The organism is Streptomyces sp. NPDC045695 (genome assembly GCF_056432025.1).
This window is the reverse complement of sequence record NZ_JBWKJU010000007.1, coordinates 321,092-347,199: the sequence shown is the minus strand read 5'-3', so window position 1 is coordinate 347,199 and position 26,108 is coordinate 321,092. Positions and strand designations below refer to the sequence as shown.

20 protein-coding genes are annotated in these 26,108 nt (G+C 73.2%); 15 read left to right on the top strand and 5 right to left on the bottom strand.

Going from position 1 to position 26,108, the window contains the following annotated elements; translation table 11 throughout:
- The first annotated feature begins 378 nt into the window (after window positions 1-378).
- On the top strand, window positions 379-1,245 hold the full coding sequence (locus tag AC07DU_RS16025; RefSeq protein ID WP_479111887.1) for a tetratricopeptide repeat protein: 867 nt from the start codon (window positions 379-381) through the stop codon (window positions 1,243-1,245).
- Between the two features lie 68 nt (window positions 1,246-1,313).
- Here the strand turns inward: AC07DU_RS16025 and AC07DU_RS16020 are convergent, their stop codons facing one another.
- A complete protein-coding gene (locus tag AC07DU_RS16020) occupies window positions 1,314-2,585 on the bottom strand; it encodes a DUF1015 family protein (RefSeq protein ID WP_479111871.1) in 1,272 nt (423 codons plus the stop codon).
- Window positions 2,586-2,698: 113 nt separating this feature from the next.
- Between AC07DU_RS16020 and AC07DU_RS16015 the strand changes: the two genes are divergently transcribed.
- The 4 genes from AC07DU_RS16015 to AC07DU_RS16000 all read left to right on the top strand — a co-directional run bounded on the left by AC07DU_RS16015 (window position 2,699) and on the right by AC07DU_RS16000 (window position 6,758).
- Window positions 2,699-3,736, top strand: a complete 1,038-nt coding sequence (locus AC07DU_RS16015) for an HAD-IIA family hydrolase (RefSeq protein WP_479031870.1) — start codon at window positions 2,699-2,701, stop codon at window positions 3,734-3,736.
- Between the two features lie 96 nt (window positions 3,737-3,832).
- Window positions 3,833-4,876, top strand: coding sequence for a FecCD family ABC transporter permease (locus AC07DU_RS16010; protein WP_453373904.1), 1,044 nt, complete (start codon window positions 3,833-3,835; stop codon window positions 4,874-4,876).
- Window positions 4,873-5,919 carry a FecCD family ABC transporter permease gene (locus tag AC07DU_RS16005; protein ID WP_479111868.1) on the top strand — a complete coding sequence of 349 codons (1,047 nt, stop codon included), beginning with the start codon at window positions 4,873-4,875 and terminating at the stop codon, window positions 5,917-5,919. The genes AC07DU_RS16010 and AC07DU_RS16005 overlap by 4 nt, the downstream gene beginning before the upstream one ends.
- A complete protein-coding gene (locus AC07DU_RS16000; RefSeq protein WP_479111866.1) occupies window positions 5,916-6,758 on the top strand; it encodes an ABC transporter ATP-binding protein in 843 nt (280 codons plus the stop codon). Before AC07DU_RS16005 ends, AC07DU_RS16000 begins: the two co-directional genes overlap by 4 nt.
- A 141-nt stretch (window positions 6,759-6,899) precedes the next feature.
- On the opposite strand, the gene AC07DU_RS15995 is transcribed toward AC07DU_RS16000, so the two are convergent.
- Complete coding sequence (locus AC07DU_RS15995) at window positions 6,900-7,247, bottom strand: SCP2 sterol-binding domain-containing protein (protein WP_479111864.1); 348 nt, start codon at window positions 7,245-7,247, stop codon at window positions 6,900-6,902.
- Window positions 7,248-7,311: 64 nt separating this feature from the next.
- On the opposite strand from AC07DU_RS15995, the gene AC07DU_RS15990 reads away from it, so the two are divergent.
- The 5 genes from AC07DU_RS15990 (at window position 7,312) to AC07DU_RS15970 (ending at window position 12,438) form a co-directional block, all read left to right on the top strand.
- Window positions 7,312-7,551: a hypothetical protein gene (locus AC07DU_RS15990; RefSeq protein WP_479111862.1), complete on the top strand. Its 240-nt coding sequence runs from the start codon at window positions 7,312-7,314 to the stop codon at window positions 7,549-7,551.
- Between the two features lie 7 nt (window positions 7,552-7,558).
- Complete coding sequence (locus AC07DU_RS15985; protein WP_479111860.1) at window positions 7,559-8,374, top strand: TlyA family RNA methyltransferase; 816 nt, start codon at window positions 7,559-7,561, stop codon at window positions 8,372-8,374.
- The gene (locus AC07DU_RS15980) at window positions 8,371-9,324 is read left to right on the top strand and encodes an NAD kinase (RefSeq protein WP_479111858.1); all 954 of its coding nucleotides are present in this window, start codon (window positions 8,371-8,373) and stop codon (window positions 9,322-9,324) included. Before AC07DU_RS15985 ends, AC07DU_RS15980 begins: the two co-directional genes overlap by 4 nt.
- Before the next feature lie 106 nt (window positions 9,325-9,430).
- Window positions 9,431-11,155 carry a DNA repair protein RecN gene (gene recN / locus AC07DU_RS15975; protein WP_479031927.1) on the top strand — a complete coding sequence of 575 codons (1,725 nt, stop codon included), beginning with the start codon at window positions 9,431-9,433 and terminating at the stop codon, window positions 11,153-11,155.
- A 170-nt stretch (window positions 11,156-11,325) separates the two neighbouring features.
- Window positions 11,326-12,438, top strand: coding sequence for a glycosyltransferase family 4 protein (locus AC07DU_RS15970; RefSeq protein WP_479111856.1), 1,113 nt, complete (start codon window positions 11,326-11,328; stop codon window positions 12,436-12,438).
- A 45-nt stretch (window positions 12,439-12,483) separates the two neighbouring features.
- Here AC07DU_RS15970 and AC07DU_RS15965 read toward each other — a convergent pair whose 3' ends face one another.
- A complete protein-coding gene (locus AC07DU_RS15965) occupies window positions 12,484-14,103 on the bottom strand; it encodes a PucR family transcriptional regulator (protein ID WP_360887942.1) in 1,620 nt (539 codons plus the stop codon).
- Between the two features lie 183 nt (window positions 14,104-14,286).
- Between AC07DU_RS15965 and AC07DU_RS15960 the strand changes: the two genes are divergently transcribed.
- Both AC07DU_RS15960 and AC07DU_RS15955 read left to right on the top strand, forming a co-directional pair.
- Entirely contained in the window at window positions 14,287-15,849 is a 1,563-nt protein-coding gene (locus AC07DU_RS15960; protein WP_479031845.1) for an APC family permease, read from the top strand.
- Between the two features lie 11 nt (window positions 15,850-15,860).
- Window positions 15,861-17,504: a flavin monoamine oxidase family protein gene (locus AC07DU_RS15955; RefSeq protein WP_479031842.1), complete on the top strand. Its 1,644-nt coding sequence runs from the start codon at window positions 15,861-15,863 to the stop codon at window positions 17,502-17,504.
- Window positions 17,505-17,523: 19 nt separating this feature from the next.
- Here AC07DU_RS15955 and AC07DU_RS15950 read toward each other — a convergent pair whose 3' ends face one another.
- Together AC07DU_RS15950 and AC07DU_RS15945 are read right to left on the bottom strand one after the other, a co-directional pair.
- On the bottom strand, window positions 17,524-18,906 hold the full coding sequence (locus AC07DU_RS15950; RefSeq protein ID WP_479111854.1) for an FAD-binding protein: 1,383 nt from the start codon (window positions 18,904-18,906) through the stop codon (window positions 17,524-17,526).
- A 105-nt stretch (window positions 18,907-19,011) separates the two neighbouring features.
- A complete protein-coding gene (locus AC07DU_RS15945; RefSeq protein ID WP_453287565.1) occupies window positions 19,012-20,823 on the bottom strand; it encodes a glycoside hydrolase family 15 protein in 1,812 nt (603 codons plus the stop codon).
- Between the two features lie 500 nt (window positions 20,824-21,323).
- On the opposite strand from AC07DU_RS15945, the gene AC07DU_RS15940 reads away from it, so the two are divergent.
- From AC07DU_RS15940 to AC07DU_RS15930, 3 genes are all read left to right on the top strand, one after another.
- Window positions 21,324-22,961, top strand: a complete 1,638-nt coding sequence (locus AC07DU_RS15940; RefSeq protein WP_392059611.1) for a CTP synthase — start codon at window positions 21,324-21,326, stop codon at window positions 22,959-22,961.
- A gap of 83 nt (window positions 22,962-23,044) precedes the next feature.
- Entirely contained in the window at window positions 23,045-23,680 is a 636-nt protein-coding gene (locus tag AC07DU_RS15935) for an NUDIX hydrolase (protein WP_360888019.1), read from the top strand.
- A 364-nt stretch (window positions 23,681-24,044) separates the two neighbouring features.
- On the top strand, window positions 24,045-26,009 hold the full coding sequence (locus tag AC07DU_RS15930; protein ID WP_479031836.1) for a tetratricopeptide repeat protein: 1,965 nt from the start codon (window positions 24,045-24,047) through the stop codon (window positions 26,007-26,009).
- Window positions 26,010-26,108 lie beyond the last annotated feature (99 nt).

Here is a 26,108-nt window from a genome sequence, read left to right as displayed (position 1 = left end):
CGCGACGACCGTGGCGGCGACCGCCCCTCGTACCCGCGCCGTGACGACCGTGGCGGTGACCGTCCGAGCTTCCCGCGCCGTGACGACCGTGGGGGCGACCGTCCGTCGTTCCCGCGTCGTGATGACGACCGTGGTGGCTTCCGTGGCGGTCGTGACGACCGCGGTGGCGACCGTCCGTCCTACCCGCGCCGTGACGACCGCGGTGGCGACCGTGGCGGGTTCCGTGGTGGCCGTGACGATCGCGGTGGTGACCGTGGTGGCTACCGTGGTCGCGATGACCGTGGCGGCGACCGCGACTTCCGCGCGGACCGTGACCGCGACCCGGTCAAGCGGCTTCCGATCGACGACGACGTCACCGGCCTGGAGATCGACGCCGACGTGCGTCAGGAGCTGCTGAGCCTGCCCAAGGGCCTGGCCGAAGAGGTCTCCAAGAACCTGGTCATGGTCGCGCGGCTGATCGACGAGGACCCGGAGCAGGCGTACGCGTACTCCCGCATCGCCCTGCGCCTGGCCTCCCGCGTCGCCGCCGTCCGTGAGGCCGCCGGTTTCGCCGCGTACGCCAACCAGAAGTACAGCGAGGCGCTCGCGGAGTTCCGCGCCGCCAAGCGCATGACCGGCTCGGTCGAGCTGTGGCCCGTCATGGCCGACTGCGAGCGCGGCCTCGGCCGTCCGGAGCGGGCCCTGGCCATGGCCGGCGAGCCCGAGGTGCAGAAGCTGGACAAGGCCGGCCAGGTCGAGATGCGTCTGGTCGCGGCCGGTGCCCGGCGGGACCAGGGGCAGCTCGAAGCGGCCATCGTGACCCTGCAGAGCCCGGAGCTGGCCTCCAACAGCGTCCAGCCGTGGACCGCGCGCCTGCGGTACGCCTACGCCGACGCCCTGCTGGCGGCCGGTCGTGAGGACGAGGCGCGCGAGTGGTTCGGCAAGACCCTCGAAGCGGACAAGGACGGGGCGACCGACGCCTCCGACCGCCTCGCCGAGCTCGACGGTGTCGAGTTCGTCGACGCCGCTGACGCCGGTGTCGACCTGGCGGACGACGTCGACCTGGTCGACGACGCCGACCTGGACGAAGAGGACGAGGACGAGGACGCGGCGGAGGTCGCCGCAGCCGAGCGTGCCTCCGACGTCGCCGAGTACTACGACGAGGACGACGAGGAGTACGAGCCGCTGGAGCAGTCCGCGGCCGACGCCGATGCCGATGCCGACGTCGAGGACGACGAGCGGGACTCGGGCCGCGACAAGGCCTGAGGCAGCGTGACGTGAAGAAGGGCGGTACCCCGGTCGGGGGTACCGCCCTTCTTCATGTCCGCAGGGGCTCAGGTGAGGCCGCGCAGGACCAGGCCGGTGGCCGGTTTGGGGCCGAAGGAGGTGGACTTGCGGGGCATGGTGACGCCCTGGCGGGCCAGGTCCCGTACGACTTCCTCCCGTACGGGGTGCAGCAGGACCGCCGTGCCGCCGTGACGTTCGGCCATGGCCACGGTGGATGCGGCGTCGTGGATGTACGTGATCTGGTCCGGGGTGTCCGGGATACTCCAGAGGGCGTCGAGCAGGGTCGCGTGCAGGACGGTGGCGTCCAGCCGGCGCCAGGCCTCGGGGCGGTCGTGGCGGACCGTGCGGTCAAGGAGGGCCAGGTCGGGGTCGGTGACCAGGTGGAAGGTGCCGTCGCCGGTGAGGAGGAAGGCGTTGCCCCGTTCCGAGGCGTCCGCGAGGGCGTCCAGGGCCAGCGGGAGCGGCCCGTCGACCGGGCGGACCCGCCAGTGGCCTTCGAGGGCGGCGAGGGCGTCCGCGACCGGGAGGCGGCGCAGCATCCGGTGGATGGCGCGGACCTGGAGCGGGTAGCGGGCGGTGTCCACGAGCAGGACCAGGCCGAAGTCCCAGGCCGTGGGGGAGAGGTGCTCCTCCTGGAGGCGCAGGTACGTCGCCCAGCGGTGGTGGCCATCGGCGATGAGGGCCTGGCGGTGGCTGAGATCAGCCGTCAGGGCGGCGAGCTCCGCCGGATCCGTGATGGCCCACAGGCGGTGCTGGAAGCCGTCCTCGGTGGTGGTCGACAGGAGGGGCGCGCGCTGCGCCGTCCTCTCCACGATCTGCGCCGCGCCCGTGGCGGAGTCGTCGCCGCGGTAGGTGAGGAGGAGGGGTTCGAGATTGGCGCAAGTGGCCCGCATCAGGCCGGCCCGGTCGGTGACCACGTCCGGCATGACGTCTTCGTGGGGCAGGACGATGCCCTCGTCGGCGGCGGACAGGGCGAGGGCGCCGATGACCCCGCGCTGGAGCAGACCGGCCCTGCGCTGCTCGTACACGTAGAGCGCGGGCTCGGGGTCGGCGCTGAGGATGCCCTGGGAGAGCCAGTCCTGCAGCGTGCGCGCGGCCTGTTCGTTGCGCGCGGCCGGGGTGCCGGCCTGGGGGAGGATCAGGCGGACGATGTTGTGCGGGTCGGCGGATTCGAGGTGGTCGACTCCGTCGGGGCGTACGACCACGTCGTACGGCGGCGAGGTGACGGCGGCGAGGCTGCCGACACGCTCCGGGACATAGCGCAGGCCGTGGAAGGGGATCAGGCGCAGGCCGTGGTCCGCGGTGCCAGGTGTGGTCATTGCTGCATGGTAAATCGCGTCTCGCCATGCGGGATGATCGGGGCAGTATGGAATTAGGACAAGATCGATCTCCCCGGCCACCGCGGGGAGGCACCCCCGGAGGAGCGGACAGGATGACCCGGCAGAGCAGGACCACTCCCGCGGCGAGCGAGCGGAGTCTGCACCAGGCGTACGACACGGCCCTGCTGGACCTCGACGGGGTGGTGTACGCGGGCGGTGAGGCCATCGCGCACGCGGTCGATTCCCTGGCCGCGGCCCGGGCCGACGGGATGCACCTCGCGTACGTCACCAACAACGCGCTGCGGACGCCGGACGCCGTCGCGGAGCACCTGAGCGAGCTGGGCGTCCCGACCGAGGCGGGCGATGTGATCACCTCGGCGCAGGCGGTGGCCCGGCTGATCGCGGATCAGGTGGAGCCGGGCTCGAAGGTGCTGGTGATCGGCGGGGAGGGGCTGCGGGTCGCGCTGCGCGAACGCGGGCTGGTGCCGGTGGAGTCCGCCGACGAGGAGGGTCTGGCGGCGGTCGTCCAGGGGTACGGGGGGCCCGAGCTGGCCTGGGGGCGGTTCGCGGAGGCCTCGTACGCGATCAACCGCGGGGTGCCGTGGTACGCGTCGAACACGGACCTGACGATTCCGGGGGCGCGGGGGATCGCGCCGGGCAACGGGGCCGCGGTGGAGGTCGTACGGATCGCCACGGGCGCGGAGCCCCAGGTGGCGGGCAAGCCGCTGCCCCCGATGCACCGGGAGACGGTGCTGCGGACCGGGGCGCGGCGGCCGCTGGTGGTCGGGGACCGTCTGGACACGGACATCGAGGGCGCCTTCAACGGGGACGTGGACTCGCTGTTGGTGCTGACGGGGGTGACGGACGCGGAGCAGCTGGTGCGGGCCGAGCCCCGGCACCGTCCGACCTACGTGGACCGGGATCTGCGGGGGCTGCTGTCGGGTCAGCCCGCGGTGGAGCCGGACGGGGACGGTTTCCGTTGCGGCGGGTGGACGGCGGTGGCGCCGGACGGTGGCGCGCTGGAGCTGCGCGGGGAGGACGGGGATCCGCTGGACGGGCTTCGGGCCCTGTGCGCGGCGGCGTGGACGGCGGCCGGGGACGGTGTCTGCACGGCGGACGCGGCGAAGGCCCTGGCCAGGCTGGGGCTGTAGGACCCGCGAAGGCTGCACGGGGTAGGACCCGCGAAGGCTGTACCGGGCAGGACCCGCGAAGGCTGCACCGAGCCAGGGTAGGCTAACCTAACTCGCGTGTTGGTCGAGAGTCCCCCTGAATCCGAAGCCGGGCCGAGCGCCCGCCCGCGCCGGCGCGTGCCGCGCGTCGCCGGGCTGCTCGCGGCCCTCGCCGTGCTGGCGTCGATCGCGGTCGTGAGCATCGCCGTGGGCGCCAGGCAGATGCCCCTGGACGAGGTCTGGCACGGCCTGTTCCACTACACGGGGACCCCCTCGGACGTGGTGGTGCGCGACCTGCGGGTTCCGCGCACCCTCCTCGGGCTGATGGTCGGCCTCGGCCTCGGACTGTCCGGCGCGGTGATGCAGGCGCTGACCCGCAACCCGCTCGCGGAGCCCGGCATCCTCGGCGTCAACGCGGGCGCCGCGGCCGCCGTGGTCTCCGCCATCAGCTTCTTCGGCGCGCGTTCGCTGAGCGCGTTCGTGTGGTGGGCCTTCCTCGGTGCGGCCGTCGTCTCGGTCGCCGTGTACGTACTCGGCGGCAGCCGCAGCGCGACGCCCGTCCGCCTCGCGCTCGCCGGTACGGCGGCCAGCGCGGCCCTGGTCGGCTACATCAACGCCGTCCAGCTCCTGGACAGCAAGGCCCTCGACAAGCTGCGCTTCTGGACGGTGGGTTCGCTGGCCTCGGCGACCATGGACACCGTCCGGCAGGTCGCCCCCTTCCTGCTGGTCGGCGCGGTGCTCGCGCTGTCGCTGGGCCGGTCGCTGAACGCGATGGCCATGGGTGACGACACGGCCCGGGCGCTCGGTGCGCACCTGACACGCACCCGGATCGCCGCCATGCTCGCCATCACCCTGCTGTGCGGCGCGGCGACCGCCGCGTGCGGGCCGATCGTCTTCATCGGGCTGATGGTCCCGCACCTGGTACGGGCCTTCACCGGGCCCGACATGCGCTGGGTGCTCGCGTACTCGGCCGTGCTCTCGCCCGTGCTGCTGCTCGGCGCCGACGTCGTCGGCCGGGTCGTCACCCGGCCCGCCGAACTCCAGGTCGGCATCGTCACCGCGCTCATCGGCGGGCCCGTGTTCATCTACCTGGTTCGGCGCAAGAGGATGGCCCAGCTGTGACCGTGACCGCCCGCACCCGCCGGCTGAAACTCCCCGGCGGGATCTCGCTGCGCGTCGAGCGGCGCGCGCTGCTGGTCGGGACGTTCCTGGCCGCGGTGGCGCTCGCGCTGGCCGTCCTGCTCATCGGCACCGGGGACTTCCCGATCGCGCCGTGGGACGTCGTCCAGACCCTGCTGGGCAACGGCAGCCCGGCCCACGACTTCATCGTCAACGACCTGCGGCTGCCGCGGGTGCTGGTCGCCCTGCTGGTCGGCGCCGCCCTCGGCATGGCCGGATCGGTCTTCCAGTCCGTCTCCCGCAATCCGCTCGGCTCCCCGGACCTGCTGGGCTTCGGCTACGGCTCGGCGGTCGGCGCGCTCGTCGTGATCATCCTGTTCCAGGGGGGCGCGACCGAGGTGGCCGTGGGCGCGCTGCTCGGTGGCCTCCTGACCGGAGCCGCCGTCTACCTGCTCGCGTACAAGAAGGGCATCCAGGGCTACCGGCTGGTGCTCGTCGGCATCGGCGCCTCGGCCATGCTCATCGCGGCCATCCAGTACCTGCTCACCAAGGCCCAGGTGGTGGACGCCACCCGTGCGATGGTCTGGCTGACCGGCTCGCTGGCCGGCCGGGACTGGGCGCAGGTGTGGCCGCTGCTCGCGCTCTGCGCCGTGCTCTTCCCGCTGATCCTCGGGCAGGGGCGGGCGCTTCGGATGATGGAGATGGGCGACGACGCCGCGTACGCCCTGGGGGTACCGGTGGAGCGGACGCGGCTGCTGCTGATGCTGGCGGCGACCCTGCTCACCACCGCGGCGAGCGCCGCGGCCGGGCCCATCAGCTTCGTCGCGCTGGCCGCGCCGCAGCTGGCGCGGCGGCTGACCCGCTCGCCCGGCGGGAACCTGCTGACCGCGGCCCTCATGGGCGCGGTGCTGCTGCTGGCGTCCGACTGGGCCTCACAGCGCGCCTTCGGCGCCGACCAGCTGCCGGTGGGCGTGGTGACCGGGCTCGTCGGCGGCGTCTACCTGCTCTGGCTGCTCGTCACCGAGCGCAAGGCGGGACGTATATGACTGCGACACACAGGAACGTGAGGAGCACGCGAGTGCAGCGGCTGACCGCGGAGAACGTGACCCTCGGCTACGACCAGCGGGTCATCGCCGAAAACCTGTCGGTGGAGATCCCCGACCACTCCTTCACGGTGATCGTCGGCCCCAACGCCTGCGGCAAGTCCACCCTGCTGCGGGCCCTGTCGCGGATGCTGAAGCCGACGGTGGGGCGGGTGCTGCTGGACGGGGCGGCGATCGGTTCGATGCCGGCGAAGAAGGTCGCCAGGACGCTGGGCCTGCTCCCGCAGTCCTCGATCGCGCCGGAGGGCATCACGGTGGCGGACCTCGTCTCGCGCGGCCGGTACCCGCATCAGGGGCTGCTGCGCCAGTGGTCGGCGCAGGACGAGCTCGTCGTGTACGAGTCGATGGCCGCGACCGGGGTCGCGGAGCTCGCCGACCGGGCCGTGGACGAGCTGTCGGGCGGGCAGCGCCAGCGCGTGTGGATCGCGATGGCGCTGGCGCAGCAGACGCCGCTGCTGCTGCTCGACGAGCCGACGACGTATCTGGACATCCAGCACCAGATCGATGTGCTGGACCTGTGCGCCGAGCTGCACGAGGAGCAGGGGCGGACGCTGGTCGCGGTGCTGCACGACCTGAACCACGCGGCGCGCTACGCGACGCATCTGATCGCGATGCGGGACGGGAAGGTCGTGGCGGAGGGGCCGCCGGGGGAGGTGGTGACGGCGGAGCTGGTGGAGCGGGTGTTCGGGCTGCGGTGCCGGGTGATCTCCGATCCGGAGACCGGGACGCCGTTGGTCGTGCCCGGGGCACGGGGGTCCCGAGCCGTGGCTCGGGCTCGGTAGCGGCGGGGGCGGCCGTCGGGTGCCGGGGGCGCTGCCCCCGGGCCCCCGCGCCTCAAACGCCGGCGGGGCTGGAGAGCGGGGCTCCGCCCCGGACCCCGCGCCTCAAACGCCGGCGGGGCTGGATGTGCGGGGCTGGATGGGCTACAGGAGGTTTTTCAGGCGGAGGAGGTCGCGGAGGCCGGCTTCTAGTTTGACTCGGCCCGAGGCCCAGGCCTTGGCGAACTTGAGGTCGCCCGCCACCAGGGCCACCAGGTCGTCGCCGGTCATCGCGAGGCGGATCTCGGCCTTCGTGGCCGGTGGGCCCGGGGTGAGTGCGTCCACCCGGATGCGGCCTCCCGCGAGACGGCCCGTGAAGGTCTGGTCGAGGTCCGTGATGTGGCAGCTCAGGGAGCGGTCGAGCGCGGCCGCGCCGCGTACGCCGCCCTCGGCCCGCGCGAGGTTGCCGGAGAGGGTGTCGAGTGCTTCGCGGCACTCCTGGATCGTAGCCATCGTGATCACGACCGTACCGCAGAGCCGTGCGCGGTCGTCGGGCGCTACGGGGTAGCGTCAGGGCATGACCGACGAAGCTGCCGAGACCCCGACCGGGCCCGCCGGGCCCCTGGCGCTGGGCCTCGTACGCACGCCCACCGGCCACGCCGCGGTGGACGCGCACCTGGCGCGGCTGGCGGACGCGGACCACCTCGCGGCGGACGGACACGTCGAGGTGTACGAGGATGTCCACAGGGGGCTGCGCGAAGCGCTGACCGCGCTGGACGCATCGCCCGTCCCTGGTCCGTACGAAAACAGGAGCTGAACCGAACGTGGCAGGAGTGGCACGCCGCCGCCTGGACGCCGAACTGGTACGCCGCAGCATGGCCCGCTCGCGCGAGCACGCCGCGCAGCTGATCGCCGCGGGCCGGGTGACCGTGGGCGGAACCACCGCGACCAAGGCGGCCACCCAGGTGGAGACCAGTGCGGCCCTGGTGGTGCTGAAGGACGACAGCGACCCGGACTACGCCTCGCGCGGCGGCCACAAGCTCGCCGGTGCGCTGGCCGCCTTCCAGCCGCAGGGGCTGCGCGTCGAGGGCCGCCGGGCGCTGGACGCCGGCGCCTCGACCGGCGGCTTCACCGATGTGCTGCTGCGCGCGGGCGTGGCCCACGTCGTCGCCGTCGACGTCGGCTACGGGCAGCTCGCCTGGTCGCTGCAGAGCGACGACCGGGTCACGGTCAAGGACCGCACGAACGTGCGCGAGCTGACGGTGGAGCTGATCGACGGGGTCCCGGTCGACCTCGTCGTCGGTGACCTCTCCTTCATCTCCATCGGGCTGGTGCTGCCCGCGCTCGTACGGTGCTGCGCGCCCGACGCGGACCTGGTGCTGATGGTCAAGCCGCAGTTCGAGGTCGGCAAGGACCGGCTGGGCAGCGGCGGCGTGGTGCGCAGCCCGGAGCTGCGGGCGCAGGTCGTGCGCGAGGTCGCGGCGCAGGCGGCGAAACTGGGGCTCGGGGTTCTCGGGGTGACCGCGAGTCCGCTGCCGGGACCGTCGGGCAACGTCGAGTACTTTCTGTGGCTGCGGGCGGGGGCACCGGAACTCGACCCGGCGGATGTTGACCGTGCAGTGGCGGAGGGGCCGCAGTGACAGATTCATCGGGTTCATCGGTTTCATCGGAATCAGCGGTCTCGGCCGTTTCGGCGGAGGGGCGCACGGTCTTCCTGCTCGCGCACACCGGGCGGCCCGCGGCCATCCGCAGTGCCGAGCTGGTCGTGAAGGGCCTGCTGCGGTGCGGGCTGGGCGTACGCGTCTTCGCGCACGAGGCGGTGGACCTGCCGCTGCCGTCCGAGGTGGAGCTCGTCACCGAGTCCACCCCGGGGGTGCTCGACGGCTGTGAGCTGCTGATCGTGCTGGGCGGGGACGGGACCCTGCTGCGGGGCGCGGAGTTGGCGCGGGCCTCGGGGGTGCCGATGCTGGGCGTCAACCTGGGCCGGGTGGGGTTCCTCGCCGAAGCCGAGCGGGACGACCTGGACCGGGTCGTGGACCGGGTGGTGACGCGCGCGTACGAGGTCGAGGAGCGGATGACCCTCGACGTGATCGTGCGGACGAACGGGGACGTGGTCCACCGGGACTGGGCGCTGAACGAGGCCGCGGTCCAGAAGGTGTCCCCGGAGCGGATGCTGGAGGTGGTCCTGGAGATCGACGGGCGCCCGGTGTCCGGCTTCGGCTGCGACGGGATCGTCTGCGCGACTCCGACGGGATCGACGGCGTACGCCTTCTCGGCGGGCGGGCCGGTGGTCTGGCCGGAGGTGGAGGCGCTGCTGATGGTGCCGATCAGTGCGCACGCCCTGTTCGCGAAGCCGCTGGTGACCTCGCCCACGTCGGTGCTGGCGGTCGAGGTGCAGACCGGTACCCCGCACGGGGTCCTGTGGTGCGACGGCCGGCGGATGCTGGAGCTGCCGGCCGGGGCCCGCGTGGAGGTCCGCCGCGGGGCGGTGCCGGTGCGGCTCGCCCGGCTGCACCACGCGTCCTTCACCGACCGGCTCGTCGCCAAGTTCGCGCTGCCGGTGTCCGGATGGCGTGGCGCACCGCACTGAGAGATGTCCCCTTGTGCGTAAATGGCACGTCCGTTCGAGAGCTCCCGGCGGGTGACGTCACATGGCACCCGTGAAACCTCGGTATCGTCGTCCCGTGCTTGAGGAGATGCGGATACGGTCGCTCGGGGTCATCGACGACGCGGTGGTCGAGCTGTCGCCCGGTTTCACCGCGGTGACCGGCGAGACCGGCGCGGGCAAGACGATGGTCGTCACCAGCCTCGGGCTGCTGCTCGGCGGTCGCGCCGACCCCGCCCTGGTACGGATCGGGGCCAAGGCTGCCGTGGTCGAGGGCCGCATCGTCATGCGCCCGGACGCCGCCGCCGCCGTACGCGCCGAGGAGGCCGGGGCCGAGCTCGACGACGGCGCCCTGCTGATCAGCCGGACCGTGTCCGCCGAGGGGCGCTCGCGCGCCCACGTCGGCGGCCGCTCCGTGCCCGTCGGCCTGCTCGCCGAGCTCGCGGACGACCTGGTCGCCGTACACGGACAGACCGACCAGCAGGGACTGCTGCGGCCCGCCCGGCAGCGCCAGGCCCTCGACCGGTACGCCGGGGACGCCGTCGCGGTCCCGCTGGAGAAGTACGGCTCGGCCTACCGCAGGCTGCGTGCGGTCGCCGTCGAGCTGGAGGAGATCACCACCCGGGCCCGGGAGCGGGCCCAGGAGGCGGACCTGCTGCGCTTCGGGCTGGACGAGATCGCGGCCGTGGAACCGGTGGCCGGCGAGGACGTCGAGCTCGCGGCGGAGGCGGAGCGCCTGGGCCACGCCGAAGCGCTCGCCTCGGCGGCGCAGCTCGCGCACGCCGCGCTCGCGGGCAATCCCGAGGACCCGGAGGCCATCGACGCGAACATGCTCGTCGCGGGCGCACACCGGGCCCTGGAATCCGTACGGTCGCACGACCCGGCCCTCGGCGCGCTCGCGGAGCGGATCGGGGAACTGGGCATCCTGCTCACCGACGTGGCCGGGGAGCTGGCGGGCTACGCCGACGACCTGGACGCCGACCCGCTGCGGCTGGCCGCGGTGGAGGAGCGGCGGGCCGCACTGACGCAGCTGACGCGCAAGTACGGCTCCGCGGGCACCGTGGACGCCGTGCTGGAGTGGGCCGAACAGGGCTCGGCGCGGCTGCTGGAGCTGGACGGCGACGACGAGCGGATCGCGGAGCTGACCGCCGAGCGCGACGGGCTGCGGTCCGAACTGTCGCAGCTGGCACAGGCGTTGACCGACGCCCGGGTGGAGGCGGCGACCCGGTTCGCCGCCGCGGTGACCGAGGAGCTGGCGTCGCTGGCGATGCCGCACGCCCGCGTGACGATCGACATCCGGCAGACCGAGGACCCCGAGGGCGTGGAGGTCGACGGCCGCCCGGTCGCCTACGGCCCCTCGGGCGCCGACGAGGTCGAGCTGCTGCTGGCCCCGCACCCCGGGGCCCAGCCGCGGCCGATCGCCAAGGGCGCCTCGGGCGGTGAGCTGTCCCGGGTCATGCTGGCCGTGGAGGTCGTGTTCGCGGGCTCCGACCCCGTCCCCACGTACCTCTTCGACGAGGTGGACGCGGGTGTCGGCGGCAAGGCGGCGGTCGAAGTGGGCCGGCGCCTCGCGAAGCTGGCCAAGTCGGCGCAGGTCGTGGTCGTCACGCACCTGCCGCAGGTGGCCGCCTTCGCCGACCGGCAGTTGCTGGTCGAGAAGACCAACGACGGGTCCGTGACGAGGAGCGGTGTCACCGTCCTGGAGGGCGAGGCCCGCATCCGCGAGCTGTCGCGCATGCTGGCGGGACACGAGGACTCGGTCTCGGCGCGTGCGCACGCCGAGGAACTGCTGGCGGCGGCGCGCGCCGACGCGTAGGCACCGGCGACGCCCGTGACCCGTCAGACACCTCCTAGCCCGTGTGGGTGAGGCTGAGGGGTGTCTGGTGAGATCCTCCACCGGATCCGCACCCGTATGGTCCCGGAACGCGCGTGCGGACTGGCATTCTTGGCGACGTCTCTGACTCCCTCACCCTGGAGCTTCGGCCCGTGAGCAGCTCCCCGGTCCCCCCGCCCGCCCCCACCCAGCCCTACGGGTGGCCCCCGCTGCGCACCGTCCAGGTGCTCGACGACCGTGCGGGCGCGGGCAGCAACGCGCACGTGCGGTCCCTCGCGACCGGGCTCGCCGCGCGCGGGGTACGGGTCACGGTGTGCGCACCCGTCCGGGCGGAGGGGGAGTACGACTTCACCGGCGCCGGGGCCCGGTTCGCACCCGACGCGGTGAACGTCCTGCGGGCCGCCTGCACCACGGCCGACGTCGTGCACGCGCACGGGGTGCGGGCCGGGATGCGGGCCGCGCTGGCCGTGCGGGGGCGACGGGTGCCGCTGGTGGTGAGCTGGCACGGCGACGGCCCCGCGGCCGCGGGCGCGCTCGGACGGCTGAGCCGGATGCTGGAACGGCACGTGGCGCGGGCCGCGGCGGTGGTGCTCGGGGCCTCCTCGGACCAGGTGGACCTCGCGCGGCTGCGGGGCGCGCGCGACGCGCGGCTGGCGCCGGTCGCCGTGCCGACGGGCTCGCCGGTGGCCGACCCGGGCAAGGTGCGGGCGGAACTCGGCGTGGTGGAGCGGCCGTTGCTGATCGCCGTCGGCAGCCTGGTGGAGCACCGCGGGTACGCCGAACTGCTCGACGCGGCGCGGGAGTGGCGGACGCTGGACCCCGCCCCGCTGCTGGTGATCGCGGGGGAGGGGCCGCTCCGGGCCGGACTGTCCCGGCGGATCGAGGCGGAGGGCCTGCCGGTGCGGCTGCTGGGGCGGCGCCGGGACGCGGCGCGACTGCTGGCGGCGGCGGACGTGGCGGTGCTGCCGAGCCGGTGGCAGGCACGGGCGCTGCCGGCGCAGCAGGCGCTGCGGGCGGGGGTGCCGTTGGTGGCGACGGCGGTCGGGGGCGTGCCGGAGCTGGTGGGCGAGGGCGCGGTGCTGGTCCCGCCGGGGGACGGGGCCGCTCTCGCCTCGGCCGTGACCGGCCTGCTGGCGGATCCCGCGCGGCGGGCCGCGCTGGCCGAGGCCGGGCGGGCTCAGGCCGCCACCTGGCCGTCGGAGGACGACACCGTCGCGCAGGTCCTGTCCGTCTACGACGAGCTGATGGAGCGGGCCCGGCGGTGACTGACCCGGCCCCGGACCCGGCTCCGGCCCCCCGCGCCCCACACCTCAGGAAGAGGCGTGGCGGCGGGCGCGCAGGGCCAGGCTGAGGGAGAGCACCGTTTCGGGGTCGTCCAGGTCCGTGCCCAGGAGTTCGGAGATGCGGGCCAGGCGGTTGTAGAGGGTCTGGCGGTTCAGGTGCAGTTCGCGGGCGGTCTCCGCCTTGCGGCCCGCGTGGGCCAGGTACGTCTCCAGGGTGGGCAGGAGCGGCGGGCGCGAGGTCGTGTCGTGGGTGCGGAGCGGGCCGATCGCCCGGTCCACGAAGGCCGCGAGGTCCGGGTGTTCGCGCAGCCGCCACAGGAGCAGGTCGATGTCCAGCTTCCTCGCGTCGTACCAGGGGCGGGCAGGCAGGCCGTGGGCCGCCGTGGCGGTCTCCGCGGCGTGGCGCAGGCCCGCCGAGGCGGCCGCCCAGCCGCCCGCGACGCCGACGACCACCGCCGGCGGGGCCGCGGCCCGGTCCAGGCCGGCCCGTTCCACGCCCGCCCGGAGCGCGGCCGAGACGCGGTCGGCCACCGCCGTACGCTCTGACTCGGCGCGCAGGGACACCAGGAGCGGAACGCGCCCCTCCACCGGCCGGACGCCCAGCAGGACCGGCACGCCGACGGAGGACAGTTCCTCCAGGACCGCGCGGGCCAGGACGGCCCAGTTCCCCGACGGGCTCGTCTCCGAGGACAGGCGCATCACGATCGGCAGCAGCGGACCCGCACCCGGCTTGAAGCCCAGGACGCGGGCCTGGGCCGGGGCGTCCTGCGCCGAGATGCGGCCCTCCGCCAGGTCCGTCAGGAAGTCGCCGCGACCGCGCGCCGCCAGCTCCTCCTCCTGCCGCGCCTGCATGAGGACCACGGCCAGGACCCCCGCCGTGCGTTCCGCCGCCATCCGGTGGACCGGGAGCAGGGGGCCCGAGACCCCGACCAGGACGACCCGGGCCCGTACCGAGCCGGTGCCGTGACCCCCACCCGGTACGTCGATCACCACCGTGTTCGCCGAGGGCTCGCTCTCGCGCTGGCCCCGCAAGCCCTCCCAGACCTGGAGCGGGTCCGCGCCCGCGTCCCCGGCCGAGCTCCCCGCCGCGTACAGCAACTGCCCGTCGGGGGTCTCCAGGAAGACCGGGTTCCCCGTGAAGTCGGCCAGGATCCGCAGCACCTGCGGGATGCCGCCACCGCCCAACAGGGCCTGCGTGCACCGCCGGTGGACCTCCTCGGCCCGCTGGAGCAGCGCGTAGTGGTGGTTGACGATCTCGGTGTGGACCTCCTCCGTCACGGTGACGAAGGGGACCTCCCGGTGGAGCTGGACCAGCGGCAGCCCCGACGTGCGCGCGGTCTCCACGATCGTCGCCGGCAGGCGGGTGAAGCGCGGGCCCAACTCGACCACCAGCGCGGCGATCTGGCGGTCCGCGAGGCGGCGTACGAAGGCGCGCTGCTCGGCGGGCCGGGTGCCGAGGCCGAGCCCCGTGGTCAGCAGCAGCTCGCCGCCCTTGAGGAGGGAGGCGATGTTCGGCACCTCGCCCGCGTGCACCCAGCGGACGGTGCGGCCCAGACGGTCGGCGCAGGCCACCACCTCGGGGAGCCCGCTGCGCAGCCCCGGCAGCTCCAAAGCCCGCTGAACCGTGATCCCGCCCTGGTTGTCCATATCGCGGGACGGTACCGGCAGGCCTGTTCCGAACACATCACTCCTCGGTTACAAGTGACGCGCTGCCGCCCGAACGGCCCGACAACTCGTCGCCTCCGCAAGGAGATTATCGGACCACGTGCCGATTGTGGCGTGCGTCACGCGCGGCGAGAGTGGGCGCCCTCCACACGGAAGAGGACCGCAATGAGCAAAGACATCACCGGTGAGCCGCCCCAGGCACCCGCAGCCCCGCAGGTCCAGCGGCTCAAGGCGAACTCCGTCGGGCTGGTCGGCGTCGTGTTCATGGCCGTCGCCACCGCCGCCCCGATCACCGCCATGACGGGCAACCTGCCCATCGCGGTCGGCTTCGGCAACGGCACCGGCGCTCCCGCCGGATATCTCTTCGCGACCCTCGTCCTGACCGTCTTCGCGGTCGGCTACGTCGCCATGGCCAAGCGGATCACCGCCGCCGGCGCCTTCTACGGATACATCTCGCACGGCCTCGGCCGGATCGCCGGCATGGCGTCCGGGATGCTCGCCGTCCTCGCGTACATCGTCTTCGAGGCGTCGATCGTCGGCGTGTTCTCCTACTTCGCCAAGACCACCGTCCAGGACCAGCTCGGCGTGGACCTGCCCTGGATCGTCTACGCCGCCGCGATGCTGGCCGTCACCGCCGCCCTCGCGCACTTCGACATCAACCTCACCGCCAGGGCGCTCGGCGTGATGCTCGTCGCCGAGATCGCCGTGCTGTTCGCCGTCGCCACAGCCGTACTGATCGCCGGCGGCGGCCCCGAGGGGATCCCGCTGGAGCCCGTCAACCCGAAGAACGCCTTCACCGGCACCTCCGCCGGGCTCGGCCTCTTCTTCGCCTTCTGGTCCTGGGTCGGCTTCGAGTCCACCGCCATGTACGGAGAGGAGTCCCGCGACCCCAAGCGGGTCATCCCCAAGGCCACCCTCATCTCCGTGGTCGGCGTCGGCCTCTTCTACATCTACGTCTCCTGGATGACGATCGCGGGCAACGGCATGGCCAAGTCCGTCGAACTGTCCGCCTCCACGACCCCCCTCGACCTGTTCTTCGCCCCCACCGAGTCCTTCATCGGCGCCTGGGCCGTCGACACCTTCCAGTGGCTGCTGCTCACCGGCTCCTTCGCCTGCGGCATGGCCTTCCACCAGTGCGCCGCCCGCTACCTCTACGCCATCGGCCGCGAGGGCTTCCTGTCGCCGAAGCTCGGCCGCACCCACCCCCGGCACGGCTCCCCGTACGTGGCCTCGGTCGTGCAGACCGCCATCGCCACCGCGCTGGTGGCCGGTTTCTGGCTCACCGGGCAGGACCCGTACCTGCACCTCTACACGCTGCTCGCGATCCTCGGCACCATGGCGATCCTGATCGTCCAGACGCTGTGCTCCTTCGCCGTCATCGGCTACTTCCGCAAGAACCACCCCGAGGACCGGCACTGGTTCAGGACCTTCACCGCCCCCCTCCTCGGCGGCATCGGCATGATCGCCGTCGTGGTCCTGCTGGTCCTCAACATGGAGACCGCCGCGGGCAGCGCGGCCGGCTCCGTCTTCTTCAAGCTGATCCCGTGGATCGTGGGCGCCGTCTTCCTCGGCGGCCTCGGCCTCGGCCTCTGGCTCAAGGCCAAGGCCCCCGCGCGCTACGAGATCATCGGCCGGATCGTCCTGGAGGACGCCGCCGAACGCCCCGGCGGGCCCGCCGTCCCGCCGCAGGCCACCCCGTCCGACCCCACCGCCGCCGCACACCTCTGAGGAGCCCCGCCATGGCCCGTACGCCCGTCATGCACGCCCTGCGCCGGCTCGCCGCCGAGCACGCGGCCGCCCGGAGGCTCGCGCTGCCCGCCGCCGAGGTCCGCGGCTCCACCCGCCGCGAACTCCTGGCGCGCGCCGCCGCACTCGGCCTCGGCACCGCGTTCGCCTCCGCGGGCGCCGCGACCGCCCACGCCGCCGCGACCGCCCCCACCGCCGGCCCCGACAAGAAGCCCGTCGGGCCCGCCCGCGTCGCCGTGATCGGCGCCGGCATCTCGGGGCTCACCGCGGCCCTCACCCTCAAGGACGCGGGGATCCCCTTCACCCTCTACGAGGCCAACCCCGGCCGCGTCGGCGGCCGGATGTGGACCCAGTCCGGCCACTGGGCGTACGGACAGACCTCCGAGATCGGCGGCGAGCTGATCGACACCAGCCACAAGAAGATCCTCGAACTCTGCCGCCGCTTCAACCTGCGCACCGAGGACTTCCTCGGCGGCGGCCCCAACGGGGCCGAGGAAGTCCTCTGGTTCAACGGCGAGTACTACTCCCGCACCCAGGCCGACGAGGACTTCAAGGCCGTCTACCAGGCCCTGCACCGGGACCTGTCGGAAGCCGGGGAGGTCTCCTGGAACACCACCACCGCCACCGGCACCGCCCTGGACAACATGACCCTGTACGAGTGGATCGAGACCCGTGTCCCCGGCGGCCACGGCTCGCAGCTCGGCCGCTTCATCGACGTGGCCTACAACGTCGAGTACGGCGCCGACACCGACCGGCAGTCGGCGCTCGCCCTGGTCCTGCTGATGGGCTACCAGCCCAACCCGGGCAACTTCAACGTCTGGGGCCTGTCCAACGAGCGCTACCACATCACCGGCGGCAACGACCAGCTGCCCAAGGCCATCGCCGCCGCCCTGCCCCCCGGCTCGCTCGTGATGGGCCGGGAGCTCGTCGCCGTACGCGCCAACGCCGACGGCACCCAGACCCTCACCTTCAACGACTCGGGCTCGGTGCGCACCGCCGTCGCCGATCACACCATCCTGTGCGTGCCGCTGCCGATCCTCCAGCGCATCGACACCTCGCAGGCCGGCTTCGACCCGCTCATGCGCAACCTGCTGCGCGACGCCCGGATGGGCTTCTGCACCAAGCTCAACATGCAGTTCACCGCCCGCCCCTGGCGCGGCACCGGCCCCTGGCCCGGTGTCTCCGCGGGCGACTGCTTCACCGACTCCGCGGTGCAGCAGACCTGGGACACCACCAAGGTGCAGCCCGGCACCGGCGGCATCCTGCTCCAGTACGGCGGCGGCACCCTCGCCGGATCCCTCACCCCGGCGAGCCCCTTCGCCACCGAGGCCGATCCGTACGTACGCGACCTCGCCGCCCGGATGCTGACCGGGATCGACGCCTTCTACCCCGGCACCAAGGCCGTCTGGACCGGCCGGGCCCAGCTCTCCGCGTGGCACCGCAACCCGTACTCGCTGGGCGCGTACTCGTACTGGCCGACCGGCTACCTGCACCGCTACGCCAAGTACGAGGGCACCGCACAGGGCAACGTCCACATCGGAGGGGAGCACTGCAGCTACGACTTCCAGGGCTTCATGGAGGGCGGCGCCACCGAGGGCGAGCGGGCGGCCCGGGAGGTGATCGCCGCCCTCGTCTGACGCCGGACGACGGCGGGCGTCAGAGGGGCCGGACGTTGTGGTTGAAGCGGAAGACGTTGTCCGGGTCGTAGCGCCGCTTCAGCTCGCCCAGGCGCCGCATGTTCTCGGCGCCCAGGCCCGCGACCACCCGCTCGCCGCCCTCGTCCCCGGTGAAGTTGAGGTAGACCGCGCCGGTGCTCCACGGCTGGACGTCGGCGCGGACGTCCTTGACCCACTGGCGGACCCGCTCGTCGTCCTCGGGGGCCTCCCAGATGCCGAACGGGTGCACCGCCCAGGGCGCGTCGCGGAAGGCCACCGGGTAGTCCGCGGGCCCCGAGGCGATCGCGCCGCCCTGCGGCCAGACCACGTGCTGGGTGCCGGTCGGCACCGGCATCGAGTCGGCGCGGGCGCAGAACACGTCGACGAACGCGTCGGACGCCCCCGTGAGGTACTCCGCCGACCAGTAGTTCCGCATGCCCGGCGGGTCGTCGATCATGCACTGCAGATCGGCGTAGGGGATGGCCGTGACCATCTCCACCTCGTGGGGTATCGCCAGCAGCGGCTCGGCCAGCTTGCGCATCTCCTCCTCGGGGCCCGCGTAGGTCAGGATCGCGCCGGCCAGCAGCCTGCCCACCAGGTGCGGGGGCACGAACTCCTCGGGCGGGCCGGTCAGGTAGATCGCGCCGCCGGAGGCCTCGACGGGACCCGCCTCGATGACGTCCCGGTACGTACGCACCACCTCGGGGCCGTGCTCCGGCAGGTACAGGAGGAACGCGATCGACATGGCGGGCAGTTCGTGCAGCCGCAGGGTCAGCGAGGTGGCGATGCCGAAGTTCCCGCCGCCGCCGTGCAGCCCCCAGAACAGCTCGGGGTGGTCCTGCTCCGTCGCGTGGATCAGCTCGCCGTCGGCGGTGACCAGCTCCACGCCCAGCAGGTTGTCCACCGCCAGCCCGAACTTCCGGTCCAGCCAGCCGCTGCCGCCGCCCAGGACGAAGCCGCCCACTCCGGTGGTGGAGGCGCGGCCGCCGGTGGTCGCCAGCGCGTACGGCTCGCAGGCGCGGTCCAGATGGCTCATCGTGGCGCCGCCCTCGATGTGGGCCGCCCGGGCCGCCGGGTGGACCGTCACCTCGTGCATCCGGCGCAGGTCCACGACCAGGCCGCCGTCGCACAGAGACATCCCGGCGACGCTGTGCCCGCCGCCGCGCACGGCGATCTTCAGGTCCAGGTCCCTCGCGAACCGCACGGCGGTCACCACGTCCGCCGAGCTCTCGCACTGGGCGATGACGGCGGGCCTGCGGTCGATCATCGCGTTGAAGACCGTCCGGGCCTCGTCGTACCCGGGATCGTCCGGGGCGAAGACGTCACCGGCCAGATCGTCGCGGAGTGCGGCCAGCGCCGTACCCGCCTTCGAGAGGGGCGCCATGGCCTCCCCCTTCCGAGAAGGGCGTAGGACCCTTCCAGCGTAGGCGGGGGAGATCATTACGGCGCGTCGGGCACCCCGCCGTGCGCAGGGTGCCCGGGCACGTCACTAACCGCCGTACGCCCCGCTCGCCGTCAGCCGCAGCGCCGTGTCGATCAGGGGAACGTGGCTGAAGGCCTGCGGGAAGTTCCCGACCTGCCGCTGGAGCCGCGGGTCCCATTCCTCCGCGAGGAGCCCCAGGTCGTTGCGGAGCGCCAGCAGCCTCTCGAAGAGCCGCCGCGCCTCGTCGACCCGCCCGATCATCGCCAGGTCGTCGGCCATCCAGAACGAGCAGGCGAGGAAGGCCCCCTCGTCCCCCTGCAGGCCGTCCACACCGGCTTCGTCGCCGGCCGTCGGGTAGCGCAGGATGAAACCGTCGGGCGTGGACAGCTCGCGCTGGATCGCCTCGATCGTGCCGATGACGCGCTTGTCGTCCGGCGGCAGGAAGCCCATCTGCGGAATCAGCAGCAGGGAGGCGTCCAGCTCCCTCGACCCGTAGGACTGGGTGAAGGTGTTGCGCTCCTTGTCGTAGCCCTTCTCGCACACGTCCTGGTGGATCTCGTCGCGCAGCTCGCGCCACCGCTCCAGCGGGCCGTCCGCGTCCCCGCTCTCGATCAGCTTGATCGTGCGGTCCACGGCCACCCAGGCCATCACCTTCGAGTGCACGAAGTGGCGGCGCGGGCCGCGCACCTCCCAGATGCCCTCGTCCGGCTGGTCCCAGTGGGTCTCCAGGTAGCGGATCAGCTTCAGCTGGAGCAGCGAGGCGTAGTCACTGCGCGCCAGGCCGGTCATGTGGCCCAGGTGCAGGGCCTCGGTGACCTCGCCGTACACGTCGAGCTGGAGCTGGCCCGCGGCGCCGTTGCCGACGCGGACCGGGCGGGAGTTCTCGTAGCCGGGCAGCCAGTCCAGCTCGGTCTCGCCGAGCTCCCGCTCGCCCGCGATCCCGTACATGATCTGGAGGTTCTCCGGGTCCCCCGCCACCGCGCGCAGCAGCCACTCGCGCCAGGCGCGGGCCTCCTCGCGGTAGCCGGTGCGCAGCAGCGAGGAGAGGGTGATCGCCGCGTCGCGGAGCCAGGTGTAGCGGTAGTCCCAGTTGCGGACCCCGCCGATCTCCTCGGGCAGGGAGGTGGTCGGCGCGGCGACGATCCCGCCCGTGGGCCCGTACGTCAGGGCCTTGAGGGTGATCAGGGAGCGGACCACGGCCTCCCGGTAGGGCCCGTGGTAGGTGCACTGGTCGACCCACTCCCGCCAGAACTCGGTGGTCGACTCCAGGGCCGCCTCCGCGTCGGGGGCCTCCGGGGCGCCGCGGTGCGAGGGCTGCCAGCTGATGCTGAAGGCCATGCGGTCGCCGGGCCCGACGGTGAAGTCGGAGTACGTCGTCAGGTCCTTGCCGTACGTCTGCGCCTCGGTGTCCAGCCAGACCGAGTCCGGGCCCGCGACGGCGACCGTGCGCCCGTCGATCTTGTGCACCCAGGGCACCACCCGCCCGTAGCTGAAGCGCATCCGCAGCGCCGAGCGCATCGGGACGCGCCCGCTGACGCCCTCCACGATGCGGATCAGCTGCGGCGCGTGCTGCTCGCGGGGCGGCATGAAGTCGATCACGCGGACCTTTCCGCGCGGGGTGTCCCACTCCGACTCCAGCACCAGCGAGTCGCCGCGGTAGCGGCGGCGGGTGGCGAGCGGAGCCTCGGCGCCCGCCGGGTAGGCGGGTCCGATCCGCCAGAACCCGTGGTCCTCGGTGCCCAGAATGCTCGCGAACACGGCGTGGGAGTCGAAACGTGGCAGGCACAGCCAGTCCACTGCCCCGTCCCGGCAGACCAGTGCGGCGGTCTGCATGTCCCCGATCAGTGCGTAATCCTCGATGCGCCCGGACACGTGCATCTCCAGTCGAACGGCCACGTCCGCCCCGAAGGGCGCTTGCATTGCGCGGTTGCGCGGTCTCCTGTGTGCAGGGATCCCCGCGTGAGCCCATGATTCCGCATATCGGCTCGGCTAGGCCGTCTGACGGACTGCCCGGCGCTGATGTGTGCAATATCCGAGCAGGATATGTCGGCCCACCCTAGTGATCTCCGCGGGCCGGGCAAGAATGCGGCTGGGCCGATCGGGTGAGCCTGCGACGCGTCGGCGCAGCGCGCCCCGGCGGGGCCCGGCCGAGGGCGCCGCGCCGCGTGGCCGGAGGCGGACCGGCCCGGGCGCTGATAGGCTGGTACCCCGTGGACCGGTGGTCTGCCTGTGCGAACCAGGAGCCCCGAAACCGCAGCTTCGGCGCCCCCTGAGACCCTTCCGGATCGAGGGTGGCCGGCGCCGGAAGCACCTCACCTCGCGACCACGGGAGCCCCCTCTTGGCGACGCCGCCCGCTGCTTTTCGAAACAGCACAGCCATGACGACCAAGCACATCTTCGTCACCGGGGGTGTCGCTTCGTCCCTCGGCAAGGGCCTGACGGCCTCCAGCCTGGGTGCGCTGCTGAAGGCGCGCGGCCTGCGGGTCACGATGCAGAAGCTCGACCCGTACCTGAACGTCGACCCCGGCACGATGAACCCGTTCCAGCACGGCGAGGTGTTCGTCACCAACGACGGCGCCGAGACCGACCTGGACATCGGCCACTACGAGCGCTTCCTCGACGTCGACCTCGACGGCTCGGCCAACGTCACCACCGGCCAGGTCTACTCGACGGTCATCGCCAAGGAGCGGCGCGGCGAGTACCTCGGTGACACCGTGCAGGTCATCCCGCACATCACCAACGAGATCAAGCACCGCATCCGCCGCATGGCGACCGAGGACGTCGACGTCGTCATCACCGAGGTCGGCGGCACCGTCGGCGACATCGAGTCGCTGCCGTTCCTGGAGACCGTCCGCCAGGTCCGCCACGAGGTCGGCCGCGACAACGTCTTCGTCGTGCACATCTCGCTGCTGCCCTACATCGGCCCCTCCGGCGAGCTCAAGACCAAGCCGACCCAGCACTCGGTCGCGGCCCTGCGCAACATCGGCATCCAGCCCGACGCCATCGTGCTGCGCGCCGACCGCGACGTCCCCACCTCCATCAAGCGCAAGATCTCGCTGATGTGCGACGTGGACGAGGCCGCCGTGGTCGCCGCGATCGACGCCAAGTCGATCTACGACATCCCGAAGGTGCTGCACACCGAGGGCCTGGACGCGTACGTCGTGCGCAAGCTCGACCTGCCCTTCCGCGACGTGGACTGGACGGTGTGGGAGGACCTGCTCGACCGGGTCCACAACCCCGACCACGAGGTCAAGGTCGCGCTCGTCGGCAAGTACATCGACCTGCCCGACGCCTACCTGTCGGTGACCGAGGCGCTGCGCGCCGGCGGCTTCGCCAACAAGGCCCGCGTCCAGATCAAGTGGGTCACCTCCGACGACTGCAAGACCCCGGCGGGCGCCGCCGCGGTGCTCGGCGACGTGGACGCGATCTGCGTGCCCGGCGGCTTCGGCGACCGCGGTGTCAACGGCAAGGTCGGCGCGATCACCTACGCCCGCGAGAACAAGGTCCCGCTGCTCGGCCTGTGCCTGGGCCTGCAGTGCGTGGTCATCGAGGCCGCGCGCAACCTGGCGGGCATCGAGGACGCGAACTCCACCGAGTTCGACGCCTCCACCCCGCACCCGGTCATCTCGACCATGGAGGAGCAGCTGGCCTTCGTCGAGGGCGCGGGCGACCTGGGCGGCACCATGCGCCTGGGCATGTACCCGGCGAAGCTCGCCGAGGGTTCCATCGTGCGCGAGGTCTACGGCGACCAGGCGTACGTGGACGAGCGTCACCGGCACCGCTACGAGGTCAACAACGCCTACCGCGGCGAGCTGGAGAAGAAGGCGGGCCTCGTCTTCTCCGGCACCTCCCCGGACAACAAGCTCGTCGAGTACGTCGAGTACCCGCGCGAGGTGCACCCCTACCTGGTGGCCACCCAGGCCCACCCGGAGCTGCGCTCGCGCCCGACGCGTCCGCACCCGCTGTTCGCGGGTCTGGTCAAGGCGGCCGTGGAGCGGCAGCAGTCCGCGAAGTGAGCGCCTGACCGCATAACGTAGACAGCCGGGGCACGGACCGTGTCCCGGCTGTCGCGTTTCTCGGGAAGGTACTGGCCATGGCCATGGGCAACGACATCGCGGACACACCGGAGGAGTGGGAGGTCGTCGCTTCGCGGACCCCGTTCCAGGGGGCGAAGACGGCGGTGCGCTCCGATCAGGTCCGGATGCCGGACCGGGCCGTCGTGCGGCGCGACTACCAGGCGCACCCGGGATCGGTCTGCGTCCTGGCCCTCGACGAGGAGCAGCGGGTGCTGGTCCTGCGGCAGTTCCGCCACCCGGTGCGCCACCGCCTGTGGGAGCTGCCGGCCGGGCTGCTGGACGTGCCGGGGGAGAACCCGCTGCGCGCGGCGCAGCGGGAGCTGTACGAGGAGGCGCACGTCAAGGCGGGGGACTGGCGGGTGCTGGCCGACTTCTTCTCCTCGCCCGGCGGGTCCGACGAGGCGGTACGGGTCTTCCTGGCGCGGGACCTCTCGGAGGCCGAGGGGGAGCGGTACGTGGTCTCCGAGGAGGAGGCGGACATGGAGATCGCCCGTGTCCCCCTCGGGGACGTGGTGGCCGGCGTCCTGGCGGGAAGGCTGGGGAACCCGGGTCTGGTGACGGGGGCGCTGGCGCTGTCCGCCGCCCTGGCCTCCGAGGGCGGCATCGAAGCCCTCCGCCCGGCCCTGGCCCCCTGGCCGGCCCGGCCGTACGAGGCGTAGCCGCCGAGCCCCCCGCCCCAAACGCCGGGGAGGCCGTATTTCGGCCCCGCCGGCGTTTGGGGCGCGGGGGCTGGGGCGGAGCCCCGGAGAACGGTGGAAGGGCGGGCAGGGGACAGTTCCGCGAAGCGGCCGGACCCGGGGCACGGCTCGGCCCCCGCTCGGTGAAACCACGGACGGGGCCCCGGCGCGGCGCCGGGAAGCCGGAAGCCGAGGGAGACCCCAAGGGCGGAGCCGCGCGAGCGCTGCGTCGAAAAATGGGACCATCTACTGATCCGATCAGGCGATATGCCCGCCGCGCTCCACCCTGGTCGTCGCTCTGCGTGAACTACGCTCGCCATCCGAAGGCAGGGAGAGGAGCGGATCCGTGACGGATTTCGTCGGGCGGCGGCGTGAGCTCAAGGAGCTCCGCGAGGACATCGCGCGGACCGGGCTCGACACCCTCTCCGGCCGCAAGGCCAAGGCGCCCCGGGCCCGGGTCCTGCTCGTCGCCGGGCGGCCCGGATCCGGGCGGACGGCCCTGGCCGAGGCGTTCGTGCGCGAGGTCGCCGGGCAGTACCCCGACGGCGTGCTCCGGACGCGGCTGACCACTCCCGGCGGGGAGGGCGTGGCCACCGAGCGGGCCGTGCGGGGCCTGCTGGAGGCGCTCGGGCAGGCCACCCCGCCCGGCGCCGGCGAGGACGAGCTGAGCTCCGCCCTGCGCACCGCGCTCGACGGGCGGCGGGTGATCATCCTGGTCGACGACGCCGCCGATCCGCACCAGGTGGACGCCCTGCTGCCGGACACCCCCGAGTGCCTCGTCGTGGTCACCGCCGAGGGGCCGCTCACGGGGATCCCGGACGTGCGGCCCTGCACCCTCGGCGGGCTCGACACGCCGTCGGCCGTGGAGTTGCTCGCGCAGCGCATCGGCGACACCCGCGTCACCGCCGACCCCCGCGCCGCCGAGACCCTCGCCGAGGAGCTGGGGGGCCAGCCCGCCGCGCTCGGCCTCGTCGGCGGATGGCTCGCCGCCCACCCCAAGGCCTCCGTCTCCGACCTGGCCAAGCAGCTGCACGACATGCCGGCCAGCACCGGCGGCCCGCTCGCCCGGGGATTCCGGCTCGTCTACGAGTCCCTGCCGCAGCCCGCCCAGCGGACCCTGCGCCTGCTGCCCCTCGCCCCCGCCGGGATCATCGACTCGCACACCGCCTCCGCCCTCGCCGGCTGCTCGGTGGCCGCAGCCCAGTCCACGCTGGACGATTTCGCCGCTCTGGGGCTCGTACACCATGCGGCCGACGGCCTGTTCCTGCTGCCCGGCTGCCTCGCACCGCTGCTCCAGGCCCTGCTCCAGGCCAAGGAACGCCCCGCCGAGGTCCAGCTCGCCCGGGCCCGGATGCTGGAGCGCACCGTACGGCTGCTGCACTCCTGCCGGGCCACGGCCGCACCGGACGAGGAGGGGGCGCGGGAGATGCTGGACGGGCTGCCGCGCGCCCTGCGGTTCCCCGACCGGCGGGCCGCCGCCACCTGGCTGGACACCCGGCTGCCCGCGCTCAGCGCGGCCGCTTCGCTGGCGGTGGCCGACGGGGAGCTGGACACCCTGGCCCGCCGGCTGGTCGCAGCGCTCGTACGGGCGCTCGCCGAGCACCGCGGCACGGCCGCGGCCGCCCCCGAGCTGTACGGGCTGCACCGCCTGGTGCTGGGCGTGGCCGAGCGCCGCGAGCTGCACCGGGAGAAGGCCGCCGCGCTGCTGAACCTGGCCGACCTGGACGCCGAGACCGGCCGGACCCGGGAGGCGCTGGAGCGCTACCGGGCCGCGCTGGACGCCGGACGGGCCGCGAACGACCCGTACGCGACGGGCCGCGCGATGGAATCCGTAGGGGGCGCCCACCAGGAGCTGGGGGACTGGCACCGGGCCTCCGACTGGTTCGGCCGGGCCCTGTCCCAGGCCCTCGCGCGGGGGGAGCGCGCGGACGAGGCGCGGCTGTACGGGCGGCTCGGGAACGTGTACACGTACGCGGGCCGGTACGGGGACGCGCTGCGCAGCTGGCGGGCGGCCGCCGCCGGCTACCGGAAGCTGGCCGATGTCCCGGGCCAGGCAAAGGCGTTGAGCGAGATGGCGCGGGTCCAGGAGTACGCGGGCCGGCCCGAGGAGTCGCTGCACACCTGCCGCGAGGCGGTGGAGCTGGCGCGCCGGGCCGGGGACCTGCGGCTTCAGGCCGCCTTGCAGGTCCGGCTGGCCGACACGCTGGACCGGCTGGGGGACCCCGCGGCTGCCAGGCTGCACCGGTCCGCAGCCGACAGATTGCTGGGAGACGACCCCGCAGCCTGCGAAATCCGCAGTGGATCCGACTAAGATTATTTGTTTGCAAGGCTAGACACGAGTTCATCCTTCATTAAACTGGGTTCACCACGTCATCCCGTGGTGCATCCCGTTGCGCGTTCTTGTGGGCGG

Coding starts and splice junctions, on each gene's coding strand:
- AC07DU_RS16020 (WP_479111871.1), bottom strand. CDS start 2,585: ATGACCACACCTGGCACCGCGGACCACGGCCTGCGCCTGATCCCCTTC.
- AC07DU_RS16015 (WP_479031870.1), top strand. CDS start 2,699: ATGACCCGGCAGAGCAGGACCACTCCCGCGGCGAGCGAGCGGAGTCTG.
- AC07DU_RS16000 (WP_479111866.1), top strand. CDS start 5,916: ATGACTGCGACACACAGGAACGTGAGGAGCACGCGAGTGCAGCGGCTG.
- AC07DU_RS15995 (WP_479111864.1), bottom strand. CDS start 7,247: ATGGCTACGATCCAGGAGTGCCGCGAAGCACTCGACACCCTCTCCGGC.
- AC07DU_RS15990 (WP_479111862.1), top strand. CDS start 7,312: ATGACCGACGAAGCTGCCGAGACCCCGACCGGGCCCGCCGGGCCCCTG.
- recN (WP_479031927.1), top strand. CDS start 9,431: ATGCGGATACGGTCGCTCGGGGTCATCGACGACGCGGTGGTCGAGCTG.
- AC07DU_RS15965 (WP_360887942.1), bottom strand. CDS start 14,103: ATGGACAACCAGGGCGGGATCACGGTTCAGCGGGCTTTGGAGCTGCCG.
- AC07DU_RS15960 (WP_479031845.1), top strand. CDS start 14,287: ATGAGCAAAGACATCACCGGTGAGCCGCCCCAGGCACCCGCAGCCCCG.
- AC07DU_RS15955 (WP_479031842.1), top strand. CDS start 15,861: ATGGCCCGTACGCCCGTCATGCACGCCCTGCGCCGGCTCGCCGCCGAG.
- AC07DU_RS15950 (WP_479111854.1), bottom strand. CDS start 18,906: ATGGCGCCCCTCTCGAAGGCGGGTACGGCGCTGGCCGCACTCCGCGAC.
- AC07DU_RS15945 (WP_453287565.1), bottom strand. CDS start 20,823: ATGCACGTGTCCGGGCGCATCGAGGATTACGCACTGATCGGGGACATG.
- AC07DU_RS15940 (WP_392059611.1), top strand. CDS start 21,324: ATGACGACCAAGCACATCTTCGTCACCGGGGGTGTCGCTTCGTCCCTC.
- AC07DU_RS15935 (WP_360888019.1), top strand. CDS start 23,045: ATGGGCAACGACATCGCGGACACACCGGAGGAGTGGGAGGTCGTCGCT.